Origin of the sequence: Nonomuraea sp. 10N515B (assembly GCF_052245915.1) — a bacterium.
Lineage (GTDB): Bacteria > Actinomycetota > Actinomycetes > Streptosporangiales > Streptosporangiaceae > Nonomuraea.
Genome location: NZ_JBQQBQ010000030.1, coordinates 56,554 through 82,592, shown reverse-complemented (window position 1 = coordinate 82,592; position 26,039 = coordinate 56,554). Strand labels below are relative to the sequence as shown.

Genomic DNA, 26,039 nt, shown 5'->3' with positions numbered 1-26,039 from the left:
AAATGACAATACGACGGTGTAGAGTCATCCTATGGAGATGGCGACCAACGGGATCCAGCTGACGGACGCGGCCCGCGGCTTCCTCAAGGCGCTGGCCAGCGACACCCGCCAGCAGATCCTCTTCCTGTTCGAGGGTGGGGTGGAACTGACGGTCAACGAGGTGGCCGAGCGGCTCTCGCTCGCCCAGTCCGCCGCCTCCACCCATCTGGCGACGCTCCGCGACGGCGGGGTGCTCACCGCGCGGCGCGAATGGAAGACCGTCCATTACCGCGCCAATCCCGACGGCGTGCGGCGCGCTCTGACGGATCTGCAGGATGCCCTGCAGGCGTGCTGCCCTCCCGGGGATGGCCCGTTCGCCGGCGGGTGCGGATAGGCCCGGACCAGGCCATCCCTCGATAGGGCTCGCGCCGACCCGGCGTCTCGGCAACTTAGGCCAACATCTAATTTGACAGATCTCTAATCAGTGGGGCATGCTGCCTATTGCTTCGAAAGTCATCTAAACAGGAGATGTGCGATGCGTGCTCTACTGCGCTGGTTCCGCCGTGACACCTCCGTCACGTTCGACGAGATCCGCGGCGAGGTCTGCGACGCCACCTGCCGGGCCGGCGCCGCGATCGATCGTGCCCGGACCACGAGCCTGATGCTCCGCTAGCCACCCGACGACCGAATGCGAGTGAGGCAATCATGAGTGACGGATGCTGCGGCACCACCGCGCCCCTGGAGGCAGAGCAGCCCATGAGCAGGATCGAGGCCGGCGAGCTGCCGGTGGTGGTCATCGGCGCGGGCCCGGTCGGTCTGGCCACCGCCGCGCACCTGGCTGAGCGCGGCCTGGACTTCCTGGTCTTGGAGGCCGGCGAGCAGGTGGCCGCCTCGGTCGCGCAGTGGGGGCACGTCCGGGTGTTCAGCCCGTGGAAGTTCAACATCGACGCCGCCGCCAAGCGCCTGCTGGAGGCCGACGGCTGGAGCGAACCGGACCCCGAGTGGCTGCCCACCGGCGCCGAGCTGATCACCGACTATCTCGCTCCGCTGGCCAAGCTGTTCGGCGACAAGGTACGGCTCAGCACCAAGGTGACGGCGATCAGCCGCCTCGGCTATGACCGGGTCCGGACCAACGGCCGCGAAGACGTCCCGTTCCTGATCCGTCTCGACGGCGGCGAGGAGTTGCAGGCCCGCGCGATCATCGACGCCTCCGGCACCTACTTCACGCCGAACGTCCTGGGCGCCAGCGGCCTGCCCGCCCACGGCGAGGCGGAGGCGGGCAGGCTGGTCGACCACGCCCTGCCCGACGTGCTCGGCGCCGACCGCGAAACCTACGAGGGCAGGCACACGCTGGTCGTGGGCGCCGGCCACTCGGCAGCCACCACCTTGCTGGCCCTCGCGCAACTCGACGGCACTCAGATCACCTGGGCGATCCGCGGGGGCAGCGCCAGCCGTACTTACGGCGGCGGCGCGGCCGACGCGCTGCCCGCACGTGGCGCGCTCGGCACCCGCCTGCGCGCCCACGTCGAGTCGGGCCGCATCCAGCTGCTGACCGGCTTCTTCGCCCACTCCGTCACCCGGAGCGGCGACCAGGTGAGCGTGGTCAGCCGTGACCCGTCCGGTGCCGAGCAGTCGGTCACGGTGGACCGCATCGTGGCCGCGACGGGCTACCGACCGGACCACTCCATCGCCTCCGAGCTGCGTCTGGACCTGGACCCGATCCTCGGCTCCACCCGGCAGCTGGCCCCGCTGATCGACCCCAATCAGCACTCCTGTGGCACCGTGCCCGCGCACGGCGTCGATGAGCTGGCCCACCCCGAACCGGGCTACTACGCCGTCGGCGTCAAGAGCTACGGCCGCGCCCCGACGTTCCTGATGGCCACCGGCTACGAACAGGTCCGCTCGGTCGTCGCGGCCATCGCGGGCGACTGGGAGGCTGCCCGCGACGTGCAGCTCGACCTGCCGGAGACCGGCGTGTGCTCCTCCAACCTCGCCGAGGCCCAGGAGCAGCGTGTAGGCCTGGCCACCGGTATCAGCGGCGGCCTGCTGGCCACCCCGTTGCCTCTGGCCACCGCCGGCGCCACTGTCGGTGCCTCCAACGACGGCGGCTGCTGCGGCTGAAAGCAGGGATCGACATGTCAGACGGATACCCCACCGCCGCCCAGAAGGAGGCCTTGCGCCTCATCTGCGACCACGGCCGGTTGCACACCGAAGAGCTCGGCCGCCAGTTGGTCAGCGCGCGACGATCCAGCACCAACCCGGGCTTCGCACCGGCCATCGCCCGCATGGCCGGCACCCTGGCCTGGCGGCTGGAGGCCCAGGGCTTCATCGCTGCAACGGGTGATGAGTGGTCGACGACCGCGGACGGCCGCCGCCTGATCTCGTGCTCGAGCGAGCCGGAGTGAGCTCCACCACCGAGACCGCCGCCCCAGGAGCCAGGGGCGGCGGTCAGCCGCGTTCCGGCCACGGCCGGCGGATCGTCGCCGCGCTGGCCGTCACCCAGACCATCGGGTACGGCGTGCTCTACTACGCCTTCTCCGTCTTCCTCGCGCCGATGGCCCGCGACCTGCACGCCACCAACGCCCAGATCGCCGCCGCGCTCACCCTGTCGATCCTGATCGCCGCGCTGTGCGCGCCGCTGGTCGGCCGCCGGCTGGATGCCCGCGGCGGCCGTGGCCTCATGACCGCCGGATCAATTCTCGGCACGGTCGCCGTGCTGGCGTGGTCGCGGGTGGAGAGCCTGTGGCAGCTGTACACGGTGTTCGCCGCGATGGGCATCGCCTGCGCCATGGTGCTCTACGAGTCGGCCTTCGCCGTCATCGTCAGCTGGTTCGACGGCCCTGCCCGGGAACGCGGCCGGGCAGGCGCCCTGCTCGCGCTCACTGTCGTGGCCGGCTTCGCCTCCTCGATCTTCCTGCCGCTCACCGGGCTGCTGGTGGAGTGGTACGGCTGGCGCCAGGCCCTGGTCGTCCTGGCGCTGATCTACGGCCTGGCCGCGATTCCCCTGCACGCGCTCGTCCTGCGCCGCCGCACCCACATCAAGCAGGAGCTCGCCACAGCAGAAGAGCGGGCCGGCATCGTCAAGGCCGCCACCCGTCAGCGGCCGTTCTGGCTGCTGGTGCTCGCCTTCACCGCCAACGGCGGCGCGGCGGCGGTCATGGCGGTGCTGCTCATCACCTACCTCATCCACCTCGGGCACTCATCCGTCCTGGCCGCCACGCTGGCCGGACTCCTGGGGGTGCTGTCGGTGACCGGACGCCTGCTCACCACCGGCCTGCAACGCCGCCTGCCCGCCGCACTCATCGCCGCTGCGATCTTCGCCCTGCAGGGCGTCTCCGTCCTGCTACTGCCGCTGGTCGGGCACACGGTGCCGGGCGCCATCGGCTGCGTCCTGGGATTCGGGCTGGGCTTCGGCATCGCCTCCATCACCCTGCCACACCTGCTGGTCGGCCGGTACGGCACCGCCGCTTACGCCTCGTTGTCCGGCCGCATCGCCGCCTTCTCCGTCGCTGACAAGGCCCTCGCTCCGCTGGGAGCGGTCGCGCTCGCCCAAGCGGTGGGCTACGTCTGGGTGATGGGCGCGGTCGCCGCCGCCTGCGTGATCGCCGCGTTCGCCTTGGTCGCCTACCATCGCGTATGATTTCGATAGATTTCGAAGTAAGGGGTGCCGGATGACCGCCGTCACGATCCAGTGCTGCGCGCCGATCGCGCGCGAGCCGCTGTCGGAGACCGACGCCGCCGAGCTGGCGGTCATGCTCAAGGCCGTCGCCGATCCGGTACGGCTGCGCCTGCTGTCGATGATCGGCTCCCACGCCGGAGGCGAGGCCTGCGTATGCGACCTCACCGACGCCTTCGACCTGACGGCCCCCACGATCTCGCACCACCTCAAGGTCTTGCGTACCGCGGGCTTGATCGACGGCGAACGCCGCGGCACCTGGGTCTACTACCGGATCATCCCCGAAGCGGTGAACAAGCTGGGCGCCCTGTTCGCGCCGCTCACCGAGCCCCCGTCCAGCAGGCCCGGCGAGCTGGAGCTCACCCCTGCATGACCGATACACCCCGCGCGGTCGATGTCCTGGTCATCGGCGGTGGCCAGGCGGGCTTAGCCGCCGGCTACTACCTGCGCCGCGCCAAGGCCGACTTCGTCATCCTCGACGCCCAAGACCGACCGGGCGGAGCGTGGCGGCATGCCTGGCCGTCGCTGCGGCTGTTCTCGCCCGCCCAGTACAGCTCGCTGCCCGGCCGCATGATGCCCTCGCCTCCCGGCGGCGGCTGCCCGAGTGCGGAGGACACCGTCTCCTACCTGGCCGACTACGAGCAGCGCTACCAGCTCCCGATCATCCGGCCCACGACGGCGCGCGCCGTCCGGCGCGGCGACGGGCATCTCGTCGTGGAGACCGACAGGGACGTCTGGCAGGCCAAGATCGTCATCAGTGCGACGGGAACCTGGTGGCGCCCCTATATCCCGAACTATCCGGGCATCGGCGACTTCCGCGGCCAGCAGCTCCACACCGCCGGCTACCGAGGCCCGGAGACCTTCCGTGGTCAGCGAGTGGTCGTGGTGGGCGGCGGCAACTCCGCCGCCCAGATCCTCGCGGATCTTTCTACCGTTGCGCACACCACCTGGACCACTCTGCGCCCGCCCCGCCTACTCCCTGACGAGGTAGACGGCCGCGTCTTGTTCGACCTTGCCACCCGCCGCCACAGAGCAGCCCAGACCGGTGAAACCGCACCCGGCATCGGCGACCTGGGCGACATCGTCGCCGTCCCACCCGTACGTGAGGCTCGCGACCGGGGAGCGCTCAAGGCCGAACCGATGTTCGCCCGCCTCACACCCACCGGGATCGCCTGGAGCGACGGCACCACGCTGGATGCCGACGCCATCATCTGGTGCACCGGCTTTCGCCCTGCCCTGGGCCACCTGGCACCGCTGCGACTGCGCGGCCCTGACGGACTCATCCCGACCGAAGGCACCCGAGCCGTCGGCGAGCCACGTCTGCACCTGCTCGGCTACGGCGACTGGACCGGCCCCGCCTCGGCCACCCTCATCGGCGCCGGCCGCACCGCCCGGCAAGTCGCCGCCCAGCTGTAGCCGCCACGCGCCCGCTGAACCAGACGACGTCCAATAATTCGACCATCGCCTTATCTTGGCGAGCATCTAATCAGCATGGGATCGTGACTCGATCGCGTCCAGCCGGACACCCTTGTGGCAGCGGCCCGTCTGCTAGTGGCTACCGTGTGGCTGCTGTCCGGCCGGCTCTCGATCTCGGGCCGCTCCCGCCCCAGCCTTATTCCGCGCCGCCAGGATCATGAGCACCCCGGAGACGATCCCGGCGAAGAACGGGGACGGCACGAGAAGGACGCCGCCTATCACACACCACGCCGCAAGGCCCCAGCCGACTCCTGCGGGCACAGCCACTCCGCGTCCAGCGAGGTGCCATGTCAGGCACCCCAGAAGGATCAGGGGCACGGCGAAGCTTCCCGGAGCGGCCCAGAAGGTGAGCTTGTTCTGAAGGGACTCCAGCGTCTGAACGGTCCCTCCGTCGGTGATTTCGAGCGGAACTGCTGCCCACATCCCTCGATCCACCCAGCCGGTGATGTCCTCCCAGGCGGCGAGCGCCAGCAACGATAGGTGCCCGATTCCCAGCACGAGCATGATCCCGCTCGCCCAGCGGAGCATCCGCTTCCTGGAGTTCATCGTGACGTTCCTTTCTCGTGGTCGCGGTCGAGCCAGGCTCGTTCCCATCGCCGGGTCAGGGAGGGGTAGACGATGAGGTACCGGAAAGGCGCGATGGCGGCCATGTAGAGCCGGCCGAACAGTCCGTTGGGCTTGACGAGGACGGCCATCCGCAGCTCGTGGTCGCCGTTCGCGCCCCGGACCCAGCCCAGGTGCATCACGGTGTGCACGGTCTTGTTGGCCAGCTCGCGGGCGGCTTCCGTGTCGAGCTCGTAGACCGGAGTGAGCGGCAGGTTCGGACTGTCCGGGCCGCGGGGAGCGTCGCGGAGGTCGCCGGGCAGGCGGTCGCGGAGCGAGGCGACCCGGCGGCCGATGCCCGCAGAGGGCTTGTCCCAGCCGAGAAGTGCCCCGATCTTCCACCGGAGGGCGAACAAATACCTCGCCGGCCCTGTCTGCTTCGCGAGTCCGCCGCCTGCTCGCATGGCGGCAAGCATCGCGGGGAAGTCGTCGGGACCGGCTCCGGGAGTGTGGAACGACCACACGTCCTCGACCGCGAAGTCCCTGGTGAGTGCGTGGATGCGCCACGGGAGGGACGTGTGCGCGGTCTTCTGCAGCCTCATGAGAGCCCCTTGTGCGCCATCATGGCCATCAGCGTCATCTGGTCCAGCTCGGGCGTGGCGGCGGGGTCGAGTTCGCGGTAACGGCGGTGGAGGTTGACCACGATTCGCTCGGCGTCCAGCCAGGTGGCGTACTCGCCGAGGTCCACCGCCTCGATCGCCTCCTGGAAGGTCAGGCCGCGGGCGTGGGCGGCGTCGGCCTGTTCGATCGCGTGGGTGAGGTAGCCGCGCACCGCGCGGATCCCGTCGGGGTCGGTGACCGGGCCGTGGCCGGGGACGATCGTGTGCGCGCCGGTGGCGATCATCTTGTCGCAGGCGCTGATCCAGTTGGCGATCGGGCCGCTCCACACGATCGGGGTGCAGCCGACGAACAGCAGATCGCCCGCGAAGAGCACGCCCGCGTCCGGCACGTGCACGACCGAGTCGGCGGCGGTGTGGGCGGGGCCGAGGTTCATCACCCGCACCTCGCGACCGCCCACGTCCAGGGTGAGCTCGCCGTCGTAGGTCAGGTCGGGCAGCCGCAGGCGGATGCCGCTGAAGTCGAAGGCGCCGAAGCGTTCGCGGAAGTAGGGGGTCGCCAGGCCGATGTCGACGACGTGGGTGGCGGTCAGCATCTCCTGGGGCATCTCGTGCCGCATCTCGGCGCAGGTGGCTTCCGCCGCGATGATCTGGACCTGCTCGCCCAGCAGTTGGTTGCCGTGGGTGTGGTCGCCGTTGGAGTGGGTGATGACGGCGTGGGTGAGGGGGCGCCTGTCGGTGACCTTCCGCATGGCGTCGAGCATCTCGGCCGTCAGTGGCAGGTCGAACAGGGTGTCGACCAGGAGGGACGCACCCTCGCCGGCGATCACTCCCGCGTTGCTCCAGCCGTACCCGCCGTCGGGCAGCAGCCAGGCCCACACGCCCGCGCCGACCTCGTGCAAGCCGCGGGTGTAGGGCAGCTTGGACGGGGCGCGGTTGACGCGCGGGCGGGGCGGCCGCCGGTCGGGGTTGTGCCGCGGCGCCAGCGGGTACGGCGGAGCGGACGCGCGCACGGTCTGGCGGGTACGGCCCAGCCTTTCGACCGTCAGCTCGACCACGTCGCCGTCCCGCAACCAGCCGGGGAAGGCGGAGGGGTCGGCGAGCGACAGGTGCTCGATGAGGCAGCAGCCGGGCACCGTACCGGATCCGAACACGTCTCCGGGCAGCAGATCCACGCCGCGCGAGGCGTAGGAGATGACCTCGCCGAAGCTCCAGTCCATGGCCTCGGTGCTTCCCGAGCCGATGGTCCGGCCGTTGACCTTCGCCTCGACGCGCAGGGCCGGCCGGCGACCGGGGCCCAACTCGTCGGGGGTGACCAGGTACGGGCCTAACGTGGTGGCGCCATCCTTGCCCTTGGCCTGCCCGATTGCCAGCGGGCTCTCGCGCAATTGCAGGTCTCGCGCCGACCAGTCGTTGTAGATGGTGTAGCCGATGATGCGCTCTTCGGCTACTTCCGGGGTGAGGTCACGGCCGCCCGGGCCGATGACCGCGGCGATCTCCAGCTCGAAGTCGAACCACGCTGCGCCCGGCGGCATCGCCACCTCGTCGTACGGGCCGACGACCGTGGAGGGGCAGGCGAAGTAGAAGGCCGGGATCTCGTACCAGGCGTCCTTGAGCGTGCGGGGTCGGCCGGCTGCCTGCTGGCACTTGCGCATGTGGTCCAGGAAGCACAGGCAGTCGCGCATGGATGGCGGGCGCGGGATGGGGGCTCGCAGCGTGGCTCCTGCCAACGGTACGGCGTGCGCCGCGGAGGCCAGGGCCGACTCCCCGGCGGCCCGCAGTTCCTCCCGGCCCCTGCCGATGAGCTCGATCAGGCTGACGCCAGGCGCGACCGGATGGATCCGGTCGTCACCGATCACTCCGACGCGGTCTCCGGCGTCCGTCGCGTAGGTCACCCAACGCATGGCGACCCCCCTTCTTCTATGTTGACCAACATAGGCTATATCGATCGGCATTCGCTCTGTCGCTCGGCATACCTGATTAGATGGACCGCATGGCCACGCGACGTATCGAGAGGACTCAAGAGAGCCGCCGGCTGCTGGTGACGGCCGCCGCCGAGCTGTTCGCCGAGAAGGGATACCGGCAGACGAGCTTCATCGACATCGCCGACAAGGCCGGCATCAGCCGCGGCTCCATCCCCTGGCACTTCGGCAACAAGCTGGGCCTGCTGGAAGCGGTGGTCGACGACCAGCTCCAGGCTGTGCTGACCGCTTTCCCTCCGACCGCCGGGGACCGCCCCGGCGACCCGCTCGACCAGGTCACAGGCTTCATCCGCCTGCCTGTCACGCGCTTGTTCATCACGCTGCTCGCCGAGGCCGTGGAGGTCGACTCGCCGATCCGTGAGCACTACGCACGGCTCCACGCGGCACTCCGGCAGGCGGTACAGGCCCGGGTACCGGCACAGGCGCTGCCTCCGGGAACGACCCCGGAGGCGTTCACGGTCTTGCTGGTGGGGGCCGTCATCGGTGTTCACGCCCAGTGGCGGGTCGCTCCCGAGGCGGTGGACCTGGAGGCCGTCCGCACCACGATCCGCGCCCTGCTACCGGTCAGCCTCGGATAGACCTCCGGACGCCGGCCTTCCGTGCGGCGTCACCGAATCTGCGCAGTTGCTCGACCGCGTGACCGGCCGGCTGCGCGAAGTCGATCTACTCGTCGCAAGCCGCATGGCCGGCCATCCGCTGCAGATCGGCATTGAGTGCCGTGGCCGCTCCAGAAAGGGGCAGTGTGGGCGCCGCCGCCCCGGGACTGCAACAGATGCAGGCTCAGCACCATCTCCCACATGGGGTCGGGACGGGTGGCGATCCGGATGCGAGCGAGATCCTCGGGAGTGAAAACAATCTTCAAGGTCCCCACGGTCATAGCGGCCCTGTGAGCTTGCCACAACTGACGTGGGGCCAGTCGTGACAGGTGATGCGCATCACGGTCGGCCCTTCCAGCGAGTCAGGGCTGCGGCGTGGGCATAGCGGACCACCTGGCGGCCGTCGGCGGTCAGTCGCTGCCACATCACGGCTCCTCGCGGGGGAAGCGCAGGCCGTGCTTGTAGTGCACGGCCTGTTTGGTGAGCCCGAGCCGGCGGGCGATGTCGCGCCAGGAGCAGCCTTGGGCGCGGGGTCCCTTGTTCGCAAGCGTGCCGAGTTCTCCAGGTCTCGCGTTTATGGCGCCACCTCGAAGCGGGCACCCCACTTGGGACACCCACTTTTGACGATCTTTGCCAGCTCCCTGATGTGACCATTCGCCACTAAGGGCAATAAAAGCGACAAAGCGGTCACCCTAGGACGAAGGGAGTCGCTCGTGGAGCGGATACCGTATGGATCGGCCGGCCTGCTGGCCTTGGCGCTGCTGACGGCATGCTCGGACGTCCCTGCCGGGAGCGGCAGGGATGGGGTCGCCATGGCCGGTGGAGGGGCCCGCGGGGCCTCCGTGTCGTTCTCGCCGCAGGACAAGACCTCCAATGTGCCCACCGACCAGCCCATGGTCGTGGCCGTCCACGGGGGCAGGCTCACGAGCGTACGGGTGGACGGCGGCAAGTCCGCCTCCCTCAAGGGCGTGCTGAGCGGTGACGGCACCCGCTGGCGCAGCATCGGCACCGCCCGCCCCGGCACCGCCTACACGGTCACCGCCGTCACCGAGGACGCCGCGGGCAAGCAGAGCACGAGCACCAGCACGTTCACAACGGTCAAGGGCAAAGAGACGTTCGACATCGAGACCATCACCCCGAACAAGGACGACACCGGGCTGACAGTGGGCGTCGGCATGCCCATCATGATCGCCTTCGACAAGCCGGTCACCGACCGGGTGTCCATCGAGCGCAACCTCACCGTCCGCAGCTCCAAGCCGGTGGAGGGCGCCTGGCACTGGTTCGACGACCAGCACGTCGACTTCCGGCCACAGAAGTACTGGCCCGCGCATACGAAGGTGCGGGTGGAAGCGCGGCTCGCGGGCGTCCGCGGCGGGCCCGGCATGTACGGCAAACGTGACGTCACGCTCAACTTCACGATCGGCCGCTCCCAGATCACCAAGGGCAGCACCGACGAGCACGTGCTCATCGTGCGGCGGGACGGCAAGAAGGTCCGGACGATGCCGATGAGTGCCGGGCAGGGCGGGGTGTGGAAGTACTACACGACCTCGGGCATCCACCTGGCGATGTCGCGCGAGCCCGTCACCGTCATGACCTCCCCGGGCATCGGGCCCGGCCAGGCCGGCTACTACCAGCTGACCGTCTACAACACCGTGCGCATCTCCAACAGCGGCGAGTACGTGCACAGCGCGCCCTGGTCGGTCGGCTCGCAGGGCAACTCGAACGTCAGCCACGGATGCGTCAACATCAGCCCCGACAATGCCGTCTGGTTCATCAAGAACACATTGATCGGCGACCCGATCATCATCACCGGCTCGCCGCGCAAGCTGGAGCCCACGAACGGCTGGGGGCACTGGCAGGAGAACTGGAAACAATGGCTGAAGTGGAGCTCCCTGAAGGCCGGCCCCACGATCAGCTTCTGATACCCGCACACCGCCGGTGGATCTAGCAGACACCAGATCTACCAGCCCGATGAGTCGCCGGGCGAGCAATGTGGTGAGGGCGGTGAGGGCCAGGGCGGCAGATCACATCTCAGGTTTGGGCGCAGGAATCACAGGCCTCCTTCGTCCAACGTGATCGATAGGAGCATCGTGCGTGCTGCCCGTCTCCACCCCCGAGCCGATTCCCGGAGGACTTTCTAGTGGCTGCCGGTGAGCTGCCCGGCGAGAGTGTCGTGCAGGCGGGCGCTGGGCTGGTTGAGGCCGACGATGGTGACCTTCTTGCCGCGGGCGGCGTACTTGGTCTCGACGGCGTCCAGCGCGGCCACCGACGAGGCGTCCCAGATGTGCGCATCGGTCAGGTCGATGACCACGTCATCAGGGTCACCGGCATAGTCGAACTGGTAGACCAGGTCGTTGCTGGAGGCGAAGAACAGCTCGCCGGTGACGGCGTAGACGACCTGCTTGCCGTCCGGATCGAGGCAGGCGGTGACGTTGGCGAGGTGGGCGACGCGACGGGCGAAGATGACCAGGCCGGTCAGCGAGCCGATGACGACGCCGATGGCCAGGTTGTGGGTGGCGACCACGACCGCGACGGTGACGACCATGACGGTGATCTCGCCGGTGGGCATGCGCTTGAGCGTGGCGGGGGCGATGGAGTGCCAGTCGAAGGTGGCGAACGACACCAGGATCATGACGGCCACCAGGGCGGCCATCGGGATCTGCGACACCCACGGGCCGAAGGCGATGCACAGAACCATGAGGAAGACGCCGGCGCAAAAGGTGGAGATGCGGGTGCGGGCGCCGTTCTTGACGTTGATCATGGTCTGGCCGATCATGGCGCAGCCGCCCATGCCGCCGAAGAAGCCGGTGATGATGTTGGCGACGCCCTGGCCGATGGACTCGCGGGTCTTGTTGGAGTGCGTGTCGGTGATGTCGTCGACGAGCTTGGCCGTCATCAGCGACTCCATCAGCCCGACCAGAGCGAGCGCGAGCGCGTACGGCGCGATGAGGGTCAGCGTGTCCAAGGTGAAGGGCACGTCTGGCAGGCCGGGGACGGGCAGCGAGGACGGCAGCACGCCCTTGTCGCCTACGGTCGGCACGGCCAGCCCGGCGCCGAGCGTGATGGCGGTCAGGATGGCGATGGACACCAGCGGCGCGGGCACGGCCTTGGTGATGCGCGGGAAGAACACCATGAGCGCCAGTCCACCGATCACCAGCGGGTAGACCACCCAGGGGACGTCGATCAGCTCGGGCACCTGGGCCATGAAGATCAGGATGGCGAGGGCGTTGACGAAGCCGACCATCACGCTGCGCGGCACGAACCGCATCAGCCGGGCCACGCCGAGCGCCCCCATCGCCACCTGGAACAGCCCGCCCAGAATGACGGCGGCGACCAGGTATCCGAGGCCGTGTTCGCGCGCCAGCGGCGCCACGACCAGGGCGATCGCCCCTGTTGCCGCGGAGATCATGGCCGATCGGCCGCCCACGATGGAGATCACCACGGCCATGGTGAACGAGGCGAACAACCCGATGCTGGGATCCACTCCGGCGATGATCGAGAACGAGATGGCCTCGGGGATCAGCGCCAGCGCGACCACCAGGCCGGACAGCACTTCGGTCCGCAGCACACGCGGGGTGAGGTGTCGCAGATCGGGCAACCGGAACCGGCGCATGGCCAGGGCAGAAGAAGTCAACACAACTCCAGGTCAAGGGTGTGTGCGCACCGCGAAGCGACCGCGCGAACGGCAAGCGAAAGGGGGCTACCGGTCAGCCTGTCGCGGGCGTGTGGCAGCGCTGTGACGCGGCAGTGACGCCGCCATGTCATTCAAGAAGGGGGTTACCGGATGCTGTCCGAGCGGCGCGGATGAACGGCAGGCTGGACGAGCATGATGAAATCCCCCGAGTAGATCACTGTCGTCCCCCGGTCAGGCCGGAATCCGGGGACCGGGCTCACGCAGATGGGCGGGCCACCCCCTAAAGCTACCCTGACGTGAGAGATGGCCCATCATCCGTAGGCGGTGAGAAAAATCTCATCGGGCCGGGACAGCCTGCCGGCGCTGGCGGCGCAACTGCTCGGCGAACTCCCTGGCCATCGCCAGCTGCTCGCGCAGCTTCTCGGCCCGGTCGGCGACCGCCCGCTCGAACATCTGCAACCGGCTCACCAGGCTCGGATCGTCGTCCCCGGCGGCGAGACGGTCGGTGATCTCCAGCAGGTCACGCATCTCCTCCAGACTGAACCCCAGCGGCTTCATCCGCTTGACCAGGGCCAGCCGGCCAATGTCGGTCTCGCTGTAGAGGCGGAAGCCGCCGGGCGTGCGCTCGGGCACCACCAGGCCGACCTCCTCGTAGTGCCGAATCGTCCGCAGGGACAGCCCGAGCCGCTCGGCCACCTCGCCGATCTGCACCAGACCCTCGGACATCCGTTCCTCCACCACTCGAACCCGGTTCTCGCCTGCCAGGAACGCGCCACTCTACCCTCACGTTAAGTTAACGTTAAGCGAGTGCGGCGATAGACGCTGACAGCGTTCTGGTGACCATACCCGCTTTCAGCGCGATGCCAGGGAAGGACCGATGGCTCAACAGATCGCATGCCCGTCACGCGGTGAGCGCGAGGACCTCAACGGCACACAGGTGCCCGTCGCCGGCTGGCGACACGGCCCGTTCTGCGTCAACTGCGACGCCGAGGTGGTGCATCCGACCTGCGACGGCAAGCCGATCCCCGCCGCACCCTCGTCGAGCGGACGACACGCCATGTCATGCTGGTCCACCTGCCGCACGACCACAGCGCGTCCTACCAGGGCAGCGCCATGCTCAGCAACGCGCTCGGACAACCTGAACTGATGGCCCGCCAGGCACGACGACTCAAACGATGGATCGACACGCTGGCAACATCAACAGGCCCGACCGGAAGACACATCGGAGAGAAAGGCTGACCCCAGCGTGACCGATCTAGCCGCCTTCGCCGAACTGACACCTCTCGATCACGGCTTGTGCGTGCTCAACACGCTGCGCCGCGATGGCAGCATCCAGTCCTCCGTGGTCAACGCCGGGGTGCTGGAACATCCACTCCGGGGAGGGTCGGTCGTCGGGCTCGTCGCCACCGGCGGCTCCCGCAAGCTGCACCATCTGCGTGCCGACCCCCGTGCCACGATCGTCGCCCGCGCCGGCTGGCGATGGGTAACCGTCGAGGGAGACGCCGAGATCATCGGCCCCGACGACCCGCACCCCGACGTCAACGGGGAAGCACTGCGGCTGTTGCTACGGGACATCTTCAAAGCCGCCGGTGGCACGCACGACGACTACGACACCTACGACCGAGTCATGGCCGAAGAGCGACGAGCCGCCGTCCTCATCGCTCCCCGCCGCGTCTACACCAATCCGCAGACCTCATGACGCGAGTCGACGTGCGACCCCGCCCTCCCCGATGAGTCCGCCCCCCGGCATACGTCGTACGGCGATGCCGGTCATGGCTCTCTGCCTGCTCGCCACGCTCGCGCCCCAGCAGGCCCTCGCGTCAACTCCCGGCGCCCTCGACTGTGGCCCCGGCCCGGGTGCCGATGGCGGTCTCGGCATGAAGTGCTCCGCGTGCCGGTGGACTGGTCCCAGCCCGCCCGACGAAAGATCACACTGATGCTCGGGCGGTTGTCCACCGATGGGCCGCGCAAGGATCTCATGAGATGGCACAGCTAGTGGCCCTCGTCCCGCGGCGGCAGGGCGGGCTCGCAGCTCGGCCATCCGCTCCAGAAACTCTTCGGCCGTGCTCGCCGTGGACGGATCCGGCGGATCTCCCGTGGGCGACTCGGTCGTGATTCCCTGCCAAGAGAGCGCGCCGCCTGTAGCGAAACCGCCCAGCGAGAGCTGGGCGGTTTCGCGTGAGGGTGCGCGGCTGCGGAAATCCGCGCTAGGCGAGCGGATCTACCACTGCGGGCCGCTGATCCTCGAGATGATGTCCCGATCGTCCCCCAGCGGTTGCTGGTTGGCCTGCTTCGGGCTGTAACGGATGACGCTGACCTCCATCCGGAATGACGAATTCACGAACTCGCCGCGTTTGTAGTTTCCGTTGTTGGGGTCGTAGGTGCGAGCGTAGTAGTCGGTCTGCACCCAGCGAACCGCGATCACCGGGGCCAGATAGGCGACCCTCGCGCCGGGTTCCACCTCTTCGGTCTGGATGGCCGCAACCCCTTCGGTTGTCGTCGTGTCCTCGCCCCACGTACGGACATACGCGATGTCGAACTTCTCGAGCTTGGCGCGAAGCTCGATGGAGTTCCGCACCGACTTCGCGGTCGCCTCGCTGACGTTCGTGTTTATCGCGATCGAGGTGGTGTTCTCCGTTATGGAGATCGGATTGATCGCGATGCCCTGGTCGATCCCGACTTCGCTCCACTGGCCCGTGTGCTCGACGCCCTCATATGGCGGGTAGCAGCCAGAGACCAGCCCGGACGGTGAGCAGGCGTCGAAGTACCGGGTGAACTGCTGGTGCCGCTGGGCGTCCGCGGCCCGGGAGGTCTCTATCCGCTTGCGCGCGCACTTGGAGTCGCACCAGTTCAGGCCCGCCTTGTCGGCGTACCGGTCCGCCGAACCCTGCGTGACCGGCACCGGGGCGGCACCGCCGCCGCCGGACCCGCACACGTCGTCGGCGCACGCCCGCAGACCGGTCGGATCGGCCATGGTGACGGGGTTGTTGTTGCTGTACGCGTAGCCATGCATCTGCTGGGGATCGTTGACGTCGATGATGGGATCGACGCTGATGAAGGCGCCGAGCGCGGGGTCGTATTCGCGCGCCCCGATGTGGGTGAGGCCGTTCGGGTCGTTCGTCCCGTCGACGAAGCCCTTGTCGCCGGCCCACCCGGCGGGAGCCGTACCGCGAACTCCGCCGAAGGGAAGGGTACGGCGGCGGGAAACGCTCAGATCGGTGGCCTTGATGAGGGCCTCGGTGGTGTTGTGGTGGTCTTGGGCGGTCCACGACAGGGCGCTCGGGGTGCGGACCGCGACGGCCGTACCCAGATGGGAGTAGTGGCGGGTGCCGGTCACCGTGCTGCCGGTCCGGCGTAGTTCGAGGCCGCCGGGCAGGTAGAGGGTGGCGCCGCCGGGGTCGCGGCGCAGCATCCGGGTGCCGTCGACGTCGTAGAGGTTGGTGGTGGTCAGGCCGCCCTGGGTGGAGCTCGCGAGATGGCCTTCCTTGTCCCATGCCAGGGTGGTGGTGACGCCGCCGACCGTGCGACTGGTGGTGTTCCCGGCCGCGTCGTAGGCGAAGGTGTCCGAGCCGGTCGCCGCGCCGGACTTGTCGATACGGGTGACGGTGTGCGGTTTGCTGCCGGCGGCGCCGCCCTGGGGAGGCTGCGCGTAGTCCCGGACCGTGTTCGTGGCGGCGTGCCAGGTCTCGACGTCGCGCCCGCCGGTGAGGGTGTAGCTGTAGGAGTGCCAGTAGCTCGCCGGGCCGCCCAGACCGGTCAGCGATCGCGCGGCGGCGCAGTCACCGGTGGACGGTGTCCAGGCTTCGACGAGGCGGCGGAGGTGGTCGGTGGTGTAGCACTGGTAGTCCGCGGGCTGGCCGCCGTTGGGGGTGTCCGCGATGCGGGTCACGTTGCCGGCGGCGTCGTGGGCGTAGCCGAAGTCGACGACTTCGCTCTTGAGTTCGGGGACCACCGAGAAGTTCGTGGTGCGGCCGGTCGGCTCATCGATGGTGCTGGTCTGCCAGACGCGCTTGCCGTCCTGGCCGAGGATGCGCTGGATCGCCTGACCGCGCTGGTTGTAGATCACGTCGTTGACATAGATCTGCGATCCGGCGCTCAGGTAGGTCGGCGCGCCGACGGCGTTGTAGCCGAAGGTGAGCGTCTCGGCGAGCAGGCCGCCGGTGGCGGGTGAGGTGGTGGAGGCGATCTGGCCGTCCTGGTTGTAGGTGGTTCTGAAGGCGTACGACCCGGCCAGCGCCCCCTCGGCCGCCGGGATTGTGAACTTCGTGTCGGTGGGGCGACCGCCCGGGTCGTAGGCGGTGACCTCGGAGATATAGAGGTTGGCCCCGTCGTGGCGGATGGATTTGGCCGGTTTGCCCACGCCGTTGGCGGCGGTGTCGTAGATCCATTCCGCGAGCGGGTTGCCGGCCGCGTCACGCAGGGAGGTTTTGCGGCCCAGCGCGTCATAGGTGTACGCGAGGGTGATGTTCCTGGCGTCCTTGACGGTGACGAGCTGACCAGCGGCGTCGTAGGTGGACTCGGAGACGCCCTTGTCCGGGTCCGCGGTCTTGATCTTCCGGCCGCGCTGGTCGTAGGTATAGCGCCAGACGTTGCCGGCGGCGTCGGTCACGGAGGCGAGGGCGCCGCCGTCGGTGTAGGTGTAGTCGGTGGCGTCGAAGGCCGTTCCCGTACGGTACTGCCGCAGTTGCGTTGTGCGCCCGCGGGCGTCGAGGAGGCTTTCGGTCTTGGTGCCCCCGGCCGGGGGCACCACGGTGGTGCGGTCGCCTCCGTGGGTGGTGACAGTTTTCCATCGGGGGACGCCGTTGGCCTTGAGCACGGTCTCCGTGATCCGCCCGGACCCGTCGTAATGGTTCTCGGTCACCGACGGGATCGCCGTCGTCGGAGTGACCAGCGTGGTGACCGGCGCGCTGCCGTCGTGGTAGTACGGAGCCGAGGTCCAGGCGACCAGGCCCCGGGAGTCGCGGACGGTGTCGGTGATCAGCCGCCCGCCGCCGACCGCCTGGGTCTGGCTCTGCCGCTCGCGGAGCAGGCCGTCGAAAAGGGTCACAGAGGTCAGGTACTTGTTGGTGCCGGTCGGCAGCAGCTTCCTGGAGGTGATCGCCGAGGGCGCGTTGGCGCGGATCAGGTAGGAGAAGGTCGTGTCGGCGCCTTGCGCACGATCCCGGCCGGGTAGCCAGACGGCTGTCAGGCGGCCGAGACCGTCGTAGACCAGATCCGTCCTGGCGGCGTTGGGGGCTTCGACGAGCTTCGGCTGCTGCCAGGCGATCTCCATGGTGGTGGTGGTCGCGTGGCCGGCCGGATCGGTGGTCTTGACGGTGGTCACCGGGCCCGCCTTGGCCGGGGTGTAGCCCGTCGTGGTCGTCCGGCCAAGCGCGTCGGCGCTGCTGGTCGTACGGCCGTTGGCGTCATAGCCGTTGATCGCGGTCACCACCCACTGCGGCGTGCTCCCGGACCACGAGCCGACCTCCTCCGTCTTGACGACCAGGCCCCGGGTGGGCGCGGTGCCGAAGGGCTTGCTGGGGTCGTCGAAGTAGCTGCGGGTCATCGACAGGACGTCGCCGGGGACGGCGGGCGTGGCCGTACAGGCGACTCCATAGGTGTTGACCTGGGAGACCCTGTTCCGCATCGTGTCGTTGATCAGATAGGTGGTCTTGATGCACCGGTCGTCCGACGCCGTGCTCTCGCCGCCGAGATCGCTTACCTCGACCGGCAGGTTGTCCGCGTTGACCTTGGTGATGGTCTTGGTCCACCGGGTGGTGTCGTTCCAGGTGAGATGGGTACGGGCGGCCGTGGTCGCGTCGCTGACCAGGTACGACTTGAGCGGGCCGCCCTGCGTGTTGACGCCGGTCTGGGTGTGGGCGGGCTCGACGAGCGAGCCGGTCAGCCAGGTTCCGCCCAGCCCGTTGTAGGTGATCTGCTCGCGCAGCCTGCCCGCCAGGGCCTCGTGGTCCTCGATCGGTTTGGAGTGCGGGTCGCCGGTGCCGTCGAGGGAGTCCCTGACCCAGACGTCGCGGGTTCCGGTCGGTTGTTTGTCGCCGTCCATGCCGCGGAAGTAGCGGTATTCGGTGGCCGACTGAGTCTCCAGACCGGTGCGCACCCGCACCCGGCCGTAGCCCCGCCATTGGCCCCAGGTGCGCTTTTTCTCCTCGGTCAGTTCAGAGTCGTCGTAGTGCCAGGCGGGCGTGTCCAGGTAGTCGTAGTTGGTCTGCTCGTGGGAGAAGCCGCCGGTGTTGTCGTAGACGTCAACGCGGGCGACGACGTACTTGTGGAACCAGTCGAGCGTCGGCTCGGTCCCGTCGGGAGAGTAGTACTGCGGCATGCAGCGCTTGGTGTTGCTGTGCTGGGTCGGCAGGCTTGACCGAGTGCAGTCGCCGGGGAGGTAGGTGACGCCGATCTGCGCCCCCGACTCGGTCGTGATCGACACGATCCGGAACCGGTTGAGCGCCGTGCGCCCGTCCGAAGGGCCGTCCACGCGGTTCGGGAAGGGGTCGGCGCCCGGCGAGAAGACGATCTCCGGGTGGGCCGTCGAGGCTCCGCCCGGCACCCCCGAGCCGGTATGGGTGATCCCGTCCAGCCACATCGGAACGCCCTCGGCCCGGCTGGATCCGGCGTTGAGGTAGGAGTGGCGCAAGGCCCAGGACTCGATCGTACGGTACTGCGCGGGGCTCAGGGACGCGTCCCACACCTGGGCCCTCACCTTGGCCAGCCGCTTCTGGGTCCAGTACGTCGGAGCGCCCTGCTCGGTGCACCGGGCGCCCGGCTGGCAGTACTGGTCCCACGGCGTGTCCGGCCAGGAGGCGGCGACCGGCTTTTGGGCCGAGTCGAAGCAGGTGGCGCCGGGCAGGCAGCGGTCGGCGACGTCGAAGACGACCTGCGCGGCGGGTTGCGCCTGATCGGTGCGGGTTCCGTACTGGATGCGGGACAGCCAGCCGCCGCGGTCGTAGAGGGTGCGCTTGCCGGGATCGTTCTCCCGGCCGTAGGCGCCTTGCTCCCGATCGTAGAACAGGCTCATCGTGTTGCCGTGGGGGTCCCGTACATGGTTGAGGTTCCACCGCCAGGCCTGGCTCCGGCGGGAACCCGCGAAGTCGCCCGCGGCATGGCCGGGCTCGCCCGGGTGGTTGCCGTAGACCTGGGTGGTCCAGGTGGATTTCGACGCGGCATCGCCGCCGAAGAAGTACTGGGTGCCGTCGATCGTGGTGACCTTCCAGTACTCGCCGTCCTGGTCGCCGTTGCCGACGCCGATGTCCTTGATCAGCTCGATTCTGGAGCCGTCGTCGGACACGCCCTTCCACCGGCCGCCGCCGACGTCGATCAGCTCGGTGGCCCGGCCGTTCAGCGACATCGTCGCGTTCGCCTTCCACCAGCACTGGTCACCGGTCTTGTCGCCCTTGTTGTTGGGATCGTTCCCGCCGGTCTGTTCGGTGTCGGAGGCGCACGATTTGTAGGTCCGCTCGATGAACCCCGGCCACAGGTCCCAGCCGTCGCCGATCCAGGAGCCCTGCGTGTTGGTCCCGCCAGTACGGCCGTCCACCGTCTGCGAGGAGTAGCTCAGCGACAGCGAGGGCACCGGGCCACCCGCGCCGGGGGGCAACCGGAGCGGATACGACCAGGAGAAGCCGCCGCTCTGCTGGGACACCTGCCAGGTGGCGGACGGGGACAGCGAGGTCGCCCGGTAGTCGCCGTTGTCGCCGGACGCGCCCGCGGTCGCGGCCAGCACCATCGACGCGCCATCCGCCGGGAGCCGCACGTCCGCGGTGAGTTCACGGGTGGCGGTGTCGTTCCTGGAGCTCACCGGTGTGGCGGCGTCCAGACCGCAGCCTTCGGTGCCGGGTGCGGTCAGCGCGCAGGGCGGCAGTTCGACCAGACGGAGCCGGGAGGCCCAGTCGCCGCCATAGGCGGAGCCGAAACCCGAGTAGTCGACACCGACCGAGATGGGGCCGGCGGCTCCCTTCTCGGTCCGCGCCACGGTGAAGAGCAACCCGGTGACACCGGCCTTGCCCGTCGTCGCGCGGTCGTGCACCCGCAACCCAATTTTGCCCGTCGCGGCCCCGCTCGCCAGGGCGGCGTTCGGCCGCCCGACCCACACCGGCGTGGCCGGCGCCCGGTCGGGGAGCGCGAGGTCCGCCACGGTGGTGGCGGCCGGCGGCCAGGACACCTCGGGGGCGCCGGCCCGGGGCGGCTGGACGACCTTCGGCGCGGTGCCGCCCTTCAGGTCCTTGACCGAGATGCTCGCCACGTCCTCGGGGACGGGCGGGCTCCACTGCGGCGCGGCCGCCAGCGTCTCACCGCCCATGAGCGGCATCGTGATCAGTAATGCGGTGGTTATCGTGAGAATTCGCTTCATTCCCGGCTCCTACGCCTGTGATCCGTCGAAGGAGATCTCGCCCTGAGTGAGAGCCCGCTGGTAGGCGGCCACGCGGTCGACCGCCCCCGGCCAGAACTGCGCCGGGACGCCCGACTGCTTCGCCCTGCCGACCGCCCAACCGTCGTTCGCCGACCAGCCGCCGGCGAACGACGCCACGTCGGTGCCGTCGAAGTTGTCGCCGTTCACGTAGAGGCGGATCCGGCCGCCCGCCTGGTCGTGGACCCCGGCCAGATGCACCCAGCCGGCGCCGACGGACTCGGTCGAGCAGGCCCTGCTCTCCGTGCCGCCGGCGGCCACCATCGTGAAGCACCAGGCGGGGTCGGGGGCCGCGTCACCGTCCTGGTCCAGGTCGGCGCGGTACTGCAGGAGGAACCCCGAGCCATCGGGGCCGTCGGCCGACACGGCGGTGACGGGGCCGGACACCACGGTGTCCGTCAGCTTCACCCAGGCGGTCACGGTGAAGGAGTTTCTCGTGTCCAGCACCGGAGTGATCGTGGTCCACGCGGTGCTCCCGTTCAGCGCGACCGCGCTGGTGCCGGCGCGTCCCGCCGTACGGGCCGCCGTCCCGGCGACAGTGAGCGGGCGGTCGCCGGGAACCGAGGCCGCCGTGGTTCCGCCGCTCTCGTCGAAGCCCCACACCCAGGTCTTCGTGGTGGCCGGCCGAACTAGGAACTCGTAGGTGGCCGCGCTCGCGGCCGTGTTCCCCGCCGGATCGGCCGCCCGCACGCTCAGCACGTTGGGCCCCTCCCGGTCGGGCGTCAGGGAGCCGGTCCAGGTGCCGCCGGGCGCGTCGAACCAGCCCTTGTTCACGCCGTTGAGGGTGAGCTCGACCTTCGAGGCGCCGGCCGCGGCAGCGGTGAACGCTCCTGCCTGACCGACCCCGCCGCTCCACACGCCCGAAGATTTGGGCGGGTACGCGGTCGAGGACACCGTCAGGCCGGTCGGCGGGGACTTGTCCACCGTGAAGTCGAACCAGGCGGAGTAGGCGCCGCAGAGGTAGGCGTCGCAGCCGCGCACCCGCCATGAGTAGCCGCCCTCGGGCAGGTCCGCCGACACCTGCCAGGACGCTGCCTGGTCGACCGCCCTATTGCTCACCGCGCCGCCCGACAACGCCATCTGGACCGTACGGCCGGCCTGGTCGTACACCTCGAACTCGACCCTGCTGAGGGTGCCCCCGTTGGGGTCGTCGGGGATCGCCTGCAACGTCGGCTTCCCGGACCGGACCTGCGCACCGGATGTGGCGCAGGAGGAACCGCAGTCGCCAGTGATCTGCAGCGCGGTGGGCGCGGTCGGCGTGTGGTTGTAGGTCACGGCCAGCGCCACGCTGTTGGGGAGGAAGTACGACCAGCCGTAGTGGTCGGACTCGTTACTCGATTTCAGGCCGAGCGTGACGGTGTCGGTGTTGGCGGTCGCCAGCGACTGGAGCTTGGCGTCCAGGACCGTGCCGGCCTCGTCGAAGATCTGCTGCTGGTCGGGATCGGGACAGCTGCTCTCGTTGGCCGCGAAGTGCTTGGTGTCAATATGCGCGAGATAGTCGTCGGCGGCCGTGTTCCAGGTGTAGGAGGAGAAGTTGCCGATGTACCTGGTCTGCCACAGCTGCGTCTTGTAGCCGCTGCAGGCGGCCACGTGGTCGGCGGTCACCTTCAGGGACGCGCCGAGGATCTTCGCGCCGTTCAGCTGGCCGATGTCGAACTGCATGAATGTCCGCCAGACGCAGCTCTCGTTCCACTTGCGCCCGACGCGCATGCCCGACCGGTACTGGGTGTAGTACGACCCGCTCTTGTCGCAGCTCGTCACGTGCGTCCAGTTGGCCGGAGACGGCTTGCTGAAGGTGGGGTCGATGTACAAGGGGAACTTCGTGTCCTCGCCCCGCAGCATGTCGGCCACCGGGGTGACCGTGAGCTCGGTCTCGGTGACCGTCGCCGCCATCTTCTCGACGCGGTGCCGTACGGCGTCCGCACCGGTCATCTCGCCGGTCGACGCCGAGCCGGAGTCCCACATCAGGGCGGAACCGGACTGGAACAGCGGCTTGCCCGCCGTGTCCACCACCTCCAGCACCCCGCCCCGCTTGCGGACCGCGCCTCCTTCCGCGTCGATCCCGAACCGGAGCCGGGTCAGCGCGGGATCCGCCGCCGCCCGGGCGTTCTTGACCACCAGCAGCTGCGAGAACCCGTCGGGCTCGGCGCGTACCTGGAGATCCACCCCCGGCAGCACCTCCGGGTAGGTGGCGGTGTCGCCGCTCAGGACCGGCGCGGGAAGCCGCCAGGGCGCCGCCAGGCGCACCCGGGTGCCCCGCTCGCCGAGCGTCACCAACGGCGCGGAACCTCCTCCGGAGAACCGCACGTCCGCGGTGGTCGCGCCCGGGACCACGCTGCCGTCGGCGTCGAAGTGGAGGGAGGTGTCGACCGCCCGCCATCCGCCGCCCGTCCTCACCCGCTGCGGTGTGATCGCCTGGACCGAGGTCAGCGTCCCGTCCGGATTGGCGAAGACCTGTCCCCGCTCCGTCCGCTGAGACAGGTCCTCGACCGTGGTACCGCACCGGGCCGCTTCCGCCACGGTCGCCGCACCGGTCGCCACGGCCGCGCACGGCGGTTCCTCCTGTGGTACGGCGGCTTCACTGGCCGGCGGAGCCGCAGCCAATCCGGCGAGAAGCAACCCCAGCACTACGCCGACACGAGCCGGCAACCTCAACTGCAACAGATACGCCATCGGTGACTCCGTGTTCGAACGAACGGCGGCAGTAGCCGCACCGCGCAACTGTCACAAGAGGGGCGTTATATCTCCGCATATCCGTGGATGTCCTGCCTGTACGACCGATATACGGCGCTTGTACCTGACCGTCGAAACCTTGGTGGCGAACAGCGCGGCAGGCATGTCGTGATCTCGATCAGCAAAGAGGAGACCTTCAGTGAACTCGCTCGGCAAGAAGATGGCCGCGGTCGGCGCCGCGGCGTTCGTCGCCCTGGTAGTCACGGCCGCACCGGCGTCCGCCGCCAGTGCCTGGTGCCGCATAGTGTTCGCTTCCTGCTCAACAGGCGACATCCCGCCCAGCGGCGACCACAAGATCCACATTGAGGCTCGCGGGAACCACATCTGCGCCGGCGGCTGGAAGGTGTACGACACCGGGAACGGCGCTCTGGTGGGATCGGGCGTGGTGCCTTTCGGCAAGGTCGTCACGGCGACGATCCCTGGGCTCTACGGCCGGTACTACCTCAAGATCAACGGGTGCCTCGGCCACACGGGAACGATCCGCAACTAGGCGTCCTTCGGTGCGGGAGAAGTGGCCCAGGACCACCCACTGGGGCCACTTCTTCATGATCACGCGCAATGGCGGTACCGCGGTCCTGGGGCGCGTTGCCGTCGGCGACGGCGCGTTCGCGGGCATACAGGCGGACGAGATCGTGAAACCGGTAGCGGGTGGTGCCCGTGTCGTCCTTGCCGGCGACTTCGAGAAGGTGGGCGTCGACCAGTTCCCGCAGCAGCGTGGTCGCGGACTCCGCGTCGATGCCCAGCAGCGCCGCGCCCAGGCCGGCCGGGAAGTCGGGCACCATCAGCAGGCCGAGCCCGTGGAACAGCGCCGCCGCAGGGGCGGTCAGGGTGGCGTAGGTGGCCGCGAAGCCGGTGCGCACCCGCACGTCGCCGTGGCTGAGCTCGTCCAGCCGACGGCCGTCCACGGCGAGCCGGTCCGCCAACTCCCGCGCGCTGAGGTGCACGTCGGCGGACAGCCGCGCCGCGGTGGTCCGCAGCGCCAGCGGAAGACCGGCGCACAGGGTGGCCAGCCGTTCCAGCGTCGGGGAATCGGCGTCCGGCCCGCTGTGCGCGGCCAGCAGGGCCAGTGAGTCGCGGGAGTTCAGACCGGTCAGCCGGACCAGGTGGGCGCCGTCGCCAGCGGCCAGCCCGTCGAGTCGGTTCCGGCCGGTCACGAGCACGGCGCTGCCCGGCGATCCCGGTAGCAGCGGCCGGACCTGGGCGGCCTCGCGCGCGTTGTCCAGCACGATGAGCACGCGCCGCCCGGACAGGACGCTCCTGAGCAGGGCGGCCCGCTCATCGGGATCGTCGGGAACCCGGCGTACGCCCAGGGCGCGCAGGAAACGATCCAGAGCCTGTCCGGGCGAGAGCGGCCGCAGGTCCTCGCCGTACCCCCGCAGATCGACGAAGAGCTTCCCGTCGGGGAACCGGTGGCCGGCGGAATGGGCCCAGCGGAGCGCCAGCGCGGTCTTCCCGACGCCGGCCAGACCGGTAAGCCCGACCAGCACCGGAACCCTCAGGTCCTGCGTCAGAAGATCCAGCTCGGCGAGTTCGTGCTGCCTGCCCACGAACACGGCGATGTCGGCCGGAAGCTGCGCCGGCAACGGGCGATCGGGCCGGCTCAACCGGACGGTGGCCGACTGTCGGCCCAGGGCGACGTCCTCACGGAGGATCGCCTCGTGCACTCTCCCGAGTTCGGGTCCCGGCTCCATACCCAGTTCACGTACCAGTATCTGACGCCCTTCCCGGTAGACCCTCAGGGCGTCGGCCCGGCGGCCGGACCGGTGGAGCGCGAGCATCAGGTGAGCGCGCAGCCGCTCTCGCAACGGATGGTCGACGACCAGGGCGGTGAGCTCGGCGATGAGGCCGGCGTGGCGGCCCAGGTCCAGGTCCGCGGTGATCCGCTGCTCGACCACCCGTAACCGGGCCTCAGTCAACCGCAGCACACTCCGCCGCACGAGCGGCAGATCCGCGAGATCGCCGAAGGCCGGGCCACGCCACAGCGCCAGCCCTTTCGCGTACGCCTCGCTCGCCCGCGCCGGCCGCCCGTCGGCCAGGGCGCGATCCCCCTCGCGGGCGAACTCCTCGAAGGTTTCCGCATCCACCTCGCCCGGCCGGACGACCAGCCGGAATCCTCCGGGGTCGCGGGCGATGCGATCGAGGTCGCCCAGCGCGCGGCGCAGATGGTAGAGGTACGTCCGCAGGTTCTCGGCGGCCGACGCTGGGGGCGACTCCCACAGCGACTCCATAAGGCGCTGGACGGACACGTTCCGTCCAGCGTGAGCCGCCAGGGTTGAGAGCAGTATGCGCTGTTTGGTCGAGCTGAGCTGAACCGGCTCCCCTTTGACGGTCAACGCCAGGGGACCGAGGATTCCCAACCGCATCCAATACCGCCCTTTCCCGATAAATCTCCTGATCGTGGG

General features: G+C 69.3%; 20 protein-coding genes. 12 read left to right on the top strand and 8 right to left on the bottom strand.

The window, feature by feature from the left end; translation table 11 throughout:
- Positions 1 to 31: 31 nt before the first annotated feature.
- The 7 genes from ACTWQA_RS35195 (at position 32) to ACTWQA_RS35165 (ending at position 5,071) form a co-directional block, all read left to right on the top strand.
- The gene (locus ACTWQA_RS35195; RefSeq protein ID WP_241564472.1) at positions 32 to 373 is read left to right on the top strand and encodes an ArsR/SmtB family transcription factor; all 342 of its coding nucleotides are present in this window, start codon (positions 32 to 34) and stop codon (positions 371 to 373) included.
- A 141-nt stretch (positions 374 to 514) separates the two neighbouring features.
- Positions 515 to 652 (top strand): hypothetical protein, encoded by a 138-nt coding sequence (locus ACTWQA_RS35190; protein WP_443163297.1) that lies wholly within the window; start codon positions 515 to 517, stop codon positions 650 to 652.
- Positions 653 to 684: 32 nt separating this feature from the next.
- Positions 685 to 2,100 (top strand): FAD-dependent oxidoreductase, encoded by a 1,416-nt coding sequence (locus ACTWQA_RS35185; RefSeq protein WP_443163296.1) that lies wholly within the window; start codon positions 685 to 687, stop codon positions 2,098 to 2,100.
- Positions 2,101 to 2,114: 14 nt separating this feature from the next.
- A complete protein-coding gene (locus ACTWQA_RS35180; protein WP_443163295.1) occupies positions 2,115 to 2,384 on the top strand; it encodes a hypothetical protein in 270 nt (89 codons plus the stop codon).
- Positions 2,381 to 3,619 carry an MFS transporter gene (locus ACTWQA_RS35175; RefSeq protein ID WP_443163294.1) on the top strand — a complete coding sequence of 413 codons (1,239 nt, stop codon included), beginning with the start codon at positions 2,381 to 2,383 and terminating at the stop codon, positions 3,617 to 3,619. Before ACTWQA_RS35180 ends, ACTWQA_RS35175 begins: the two co-directional genes overlap by 4 nt.
- Positions 3,620 to 3,650: 31 nt before the next feature.
- Entirely contained in the window at positions 3,651 to 4,028 is a 378-nt protein-coding gene (locus ACTWQA_RS35170; protein ID WP_443163293.1) for a metalloregulator ArsR/SmtB family transcription factor, read from the top strand.
- Entirely contained in the window at positions 4,025 to 5,071 is a 1,047-nt protein-coding gene (locus ACTWQA_RS35165; RefSeq protein WP_443163292.1) for an ArsO family NAD(P)H-dependent flavin-containing monooxygenase, read from the top strand. The genes ACTWQA_RS35170 and ACTWQA_RS35165 overlap by 4 nt, the downstream gene beginning before the upstream one ends.
- A gap of 132 nt (positions 5,072 to 5,203) precedes the next feature.
- Here ACTWQA_RS35165 and ACTWQA_RS35160 read toward each other — a convergent pair whose 3' ends face one another.
- The 3 genes from ACTWQA_RS35160 to ACTWQA_RS35150 are packed head-to-tail and all read right to left on the bottom strand — an operon-like array spanning position 5,204 to position 8,195.
- Entirely contained in the window at positions 5,204 to 5,677 is a 474-nt protein-coding gene (locus ACTWQA_RS35160) for a DUF6463 family protein (protein ID WP_443163291.1), read from the bottom strand.
- Positions 5,674 to 6,276, bottom strand: coding sequence for a DUF2867 domain-containing protein (locus ACTWQA_RS35155; RefSeq protein WP_443163290.1), 603 nt, complete (start codon positions 6,274 to 6,276; stop codon positions 5,674 to 5,676). Before ACTWQA_RS35155 ends, ACTWQA_RS35160 begins: the two co-directional genes overlap by 4 nt.
- Positions 6,273 to 8,195 carry a fumarylacetoacetate hydrolase family protein gene (locus tag ACTWQA_RS35150; RefSeq protein ID WP_443163289.1) on the bottom strand — a complete coding sequence of 641 codons (1,923 nt, stop codon included), beginning with the start codon at positions 8,193 to 8,195 and terminating at the stop codon, positions 6,273 to 6,275. The genes ACTWQA_RS35155 and ACTWQA_RS35150 overlap by 4 nt, the downstream gene beginning before the upstream one ends.
- 89 nt (positions 8,196 to 8,284) lie before the next feature.
- On the opposite strand from ACTWQA_RS35150, the gene ACTWQA_RS35145 reads away from it, so the two are divergent.
- Positions 8,285 to 8,851: a TetR/AcrR family transcriptional regulator gene (locus tag ACTWQA_RS35145; protein WP_443163288.1), complete on the top strand. Its 567-nt coding sequence runs from the start codon at positions 8,285 to 8,287 to the stop codon at positions 8,849 to 8,851.
- A gap of 731 nt (positions 8,852 to 9,582) precedes the next feature.
- Positions 9,583 to 10,791, top strand: a complete 1,209-nt coding sequence (locus ACTWQA_RS35140) for a L,D-transpeptidase (protein ID WP_443163287.1) — start codon at positions 9,583 to 9,585, stop codon at positions 10,789 to 10,791.
- A 215-nt stretch (positions 10,792 to 11,006) separates the two neighbouring features.
- On the opposite strand, the gene ACTWQA_RS35135 is transcribed toward ACTWQA_RS35140, so the two are convergent.
- Positions 11,007 to 12,482, bottom strand: coding sequence for a SulP family inorganic anion transporter (locus tag ACTWQA_RS35135; RefSeq protein WP_443163322.1), 1,476 nt, complete (start codon positions 12,480 to 12,482; stop codon positions 11,007 to 11,009).
- Between the two features lie 357 nt (positions 12,483 to 12,839).
- Positions 12,840 to 13,229: a MerR family transcriptional regulator gene (locus tag ACTWQA_RS35130; RefSeq protein WP_443163286.1), complete on the bottom strand. Its 390-nt coding sequence runs from the start codon at positions 13,227 to 13,229 to the stop codon at positions 12,840 to 12,842.
- 336 nt (positions 13,230 to 13,565) lie between these two features.
- Between ACTWQA_RS35130 and ACTWQA_RS35125 the strand changes: the two genes are divergently transcribed.
- Complete coding sequence (locus ACTWQA_RS35125; protein WP_443163285.1) at positions 13,566 to 13,742, top strand: hypothetical protein; 177 nt, start codon at positions 13,566 to 13,568, stop codon at positions 13,740 to 13,742.
- A 7-nt stretch (positions 13,743 to 13,749) separates the two neighbouring features.
- A complete protein-coding gene (locus ACTWQA_RS35120) occupies positions 13,750 to 14,202 on the top strand; it encodes a TIGR03618 family F420-dependent PPOX class oxidoreductase (protein ID WP_443163284.1) in 453 nt (150 codons plus the stop codon).
- A gap of 522 nt (positions 14,203 to 14,724) precedes the next feature.
- Here ACTWQA_RS35120 and ACTWQA_RS35115 read toward each other — a convergent pair.
- Both ACTWQA_RS35115 and ACTWQA_RS35110 read right to left on the bottom strand, forming a co-directional pair.
- Positions 14,725 to 20,847, bottom strand: coding sequence for an RHS repeat-associated core domain-containing protein (locus ACTWQA_RS35115; RefSeq protein WP_443163283.1), 6,123 nt, complete (start codon positions 20,845 to 20,847; stop codon positions 14,725 to 14,727).
- A 9-nt stretch (positions 20,848 to 20,856) separates the two neighbouring features.
- A complete protein-coding gene (locus ACTWQA_RS35110) occupies positions 20,857 to 23,577 on the bottom strand; it encodes a LamG domain-containing protein (RefSeq protein ID WP_443163282.1) in 2,721 nt (906 codons plus the stop codon).
- A 199-nt stretch (positions 23,578 to 23,776) separates the two neighbouring features.
- Here ACTWQA_RS35110 and ACTWQA_RS35105 point away from each other — a divergent pair, with 199 nt between their 5' ends.
- A complete protein-coding gene (locus ACTWQA_RS35105; RefSeq protein ID WP_443163281.1) occupies positions 23,777 to 24,127 on the top strand; it encodes a hypothetical protein in 351 nt (116 codons plus the stop codon).
- Here ACTWQA_RS35105 and ACTWQA_RS35100 read toward each other — a convergent pair.
- On the bottom strand, positions 24,087 to 26,000 hold the full coding sequence (locus tag ACTWQA_RS35100; RefSeq protein WP_443163280.1) for a BTAD domain-containing putative transcriptional regulator: 1,914 nt from the start codon (positions 25,998 to 26,000) through the stop codon (positions 24,087 to 24,089). The genes ACTWQA_RS35105 and ACTWQA_RS35100 overlap by 41 nt on opposite strands.
- Positions 26,001 to 26,039 lie beyond the last annotated feature (39 nt).

What these genes read in the sequence shown, in the direction of transcription:
- ACTWQA_RS35170 (WP_443163293.1), top strand. Translation starts at nt 3,651, where the DNA reads ATGACCGCCGTCACGATCCAGTGCTGCGCGCCGATCGCGCGCGAGCCG.
- ACTWQA_RS35195 (WP_241564472.1), top strand. Translation starts at nt 32, where the DNA reads ATGGAGATGGCGACCAACGGGATCCAGCTGACGGACGCGGCCCGCGGC.
- ACTWQA_RS35135 (WP_443163322.1), bottom strand. Translation starts at nt 12,482, where the DNA reads ATGCGCCGGTTCCGGTTGCCCGATCTGCGACACCTCACCCCGCGTGTG.
- ACTWQA_RS35115 (WP_443163283.1), bottom strand. Translation starts at nt 20,847, where the DNA reads ATGAAGCGAATTCTCACGATAACCACCGCATTACTGATCACGATGCCG.
- ACTWQA_RS35110 (WP_443163282.1), bottom strand. Translation starts at nt 23,577, where the DNA reads ATGGCGTATCTGTTGCAGTTGAGGTTGCCGGCTCGTGTCGGCGTAGTG.
- ACTWQA_RS35155 (WP_443163290.1), bottom strand. Translation starts at nt 6,276, where the DNA reads ATGAGGCTGCAGAAGACCGCGCACACGTCCCTCCCGTGGCGCATCCAC.
- ACTWQA_RS35190 (WP_443163297.1), top strand. Translation starts at nt 515, where the DNA reads ATGCGTGCTCTACTGCGCTGGTTCCGCCGTGACACCTCCGTCACGTTC.
- ACTWQA_RS35185 (WP_443163296.1), top strand. Translation starts at nt 685, where the DNA reads ATGAGTGACGGATGCTGCGGCACCACCGCGCCCCTGGAGGCAGAGCAG.
- ACTWQA_RS35150 (WP_443163289.1), bottom strand. Translation starts at nt 8,195, where the DNA reads ATGCGTTGGGTGACCTACGCGACGGACGCCGGAGACCGCGTCGGAGTG.
- ACTWQA_RS35145 (WP_443163288.1), top strand. Translation starts at nt 8,285, where the DNA reads ATGGCCACGCGACGTATCGAGAGGACTCAAGAGAGCCGCCGGCTGCTG.
- ACTWQA_RS35100 (WP_443163280.1), bottom strand. Translation starts at nt 26,000, where the DNA reads ATGCGGTTGGGAATCCTCGGTCCCCTGGCGTTGACCGTCAAAGGGGAG.
- ACTWQA_RS35125 (WP_443163285.1), top strand. Translation starts at nt 13,566, where the DNA reads ATGCTGGTCCACCTGCCGCACGACCACAGCGCGTCCTACCAGGGCAGC.
- ACTWQA_RS35165 (WP_443163292.1), top strand. Translation starts at nt 4,025, where the DNA reads ATGACCGATACACCCCGCGCGGTCGATGTCCTGGTCATCGGCGGTGGC.
- ACTWQA_RS35160 (WP_443163291.1), bottom strand. Translation starts at nt 5,677, where the DNA reads ATGAACTCCAGGAAGCGGATGCTCCGCTGGGCGAGCGGGATCATGCTC.
- ACTWQA_RS35130 (WP_443163286.1), bottom strand. Translation starts at nt 13,229, where the DNA reads ATGTCCGAGGGTCTGGTGCAGATCGGCGAGGTGGCCGAGCGGCTCGGG.
- ACTWQA_RS35180 (WP_443163295.1), top strand. Translation starts at nt 2,115, where the DNA reads ATGTCAGACGGATACCCCACCGCCGCCCAGAAGGAGGCCTTGCGCCTC.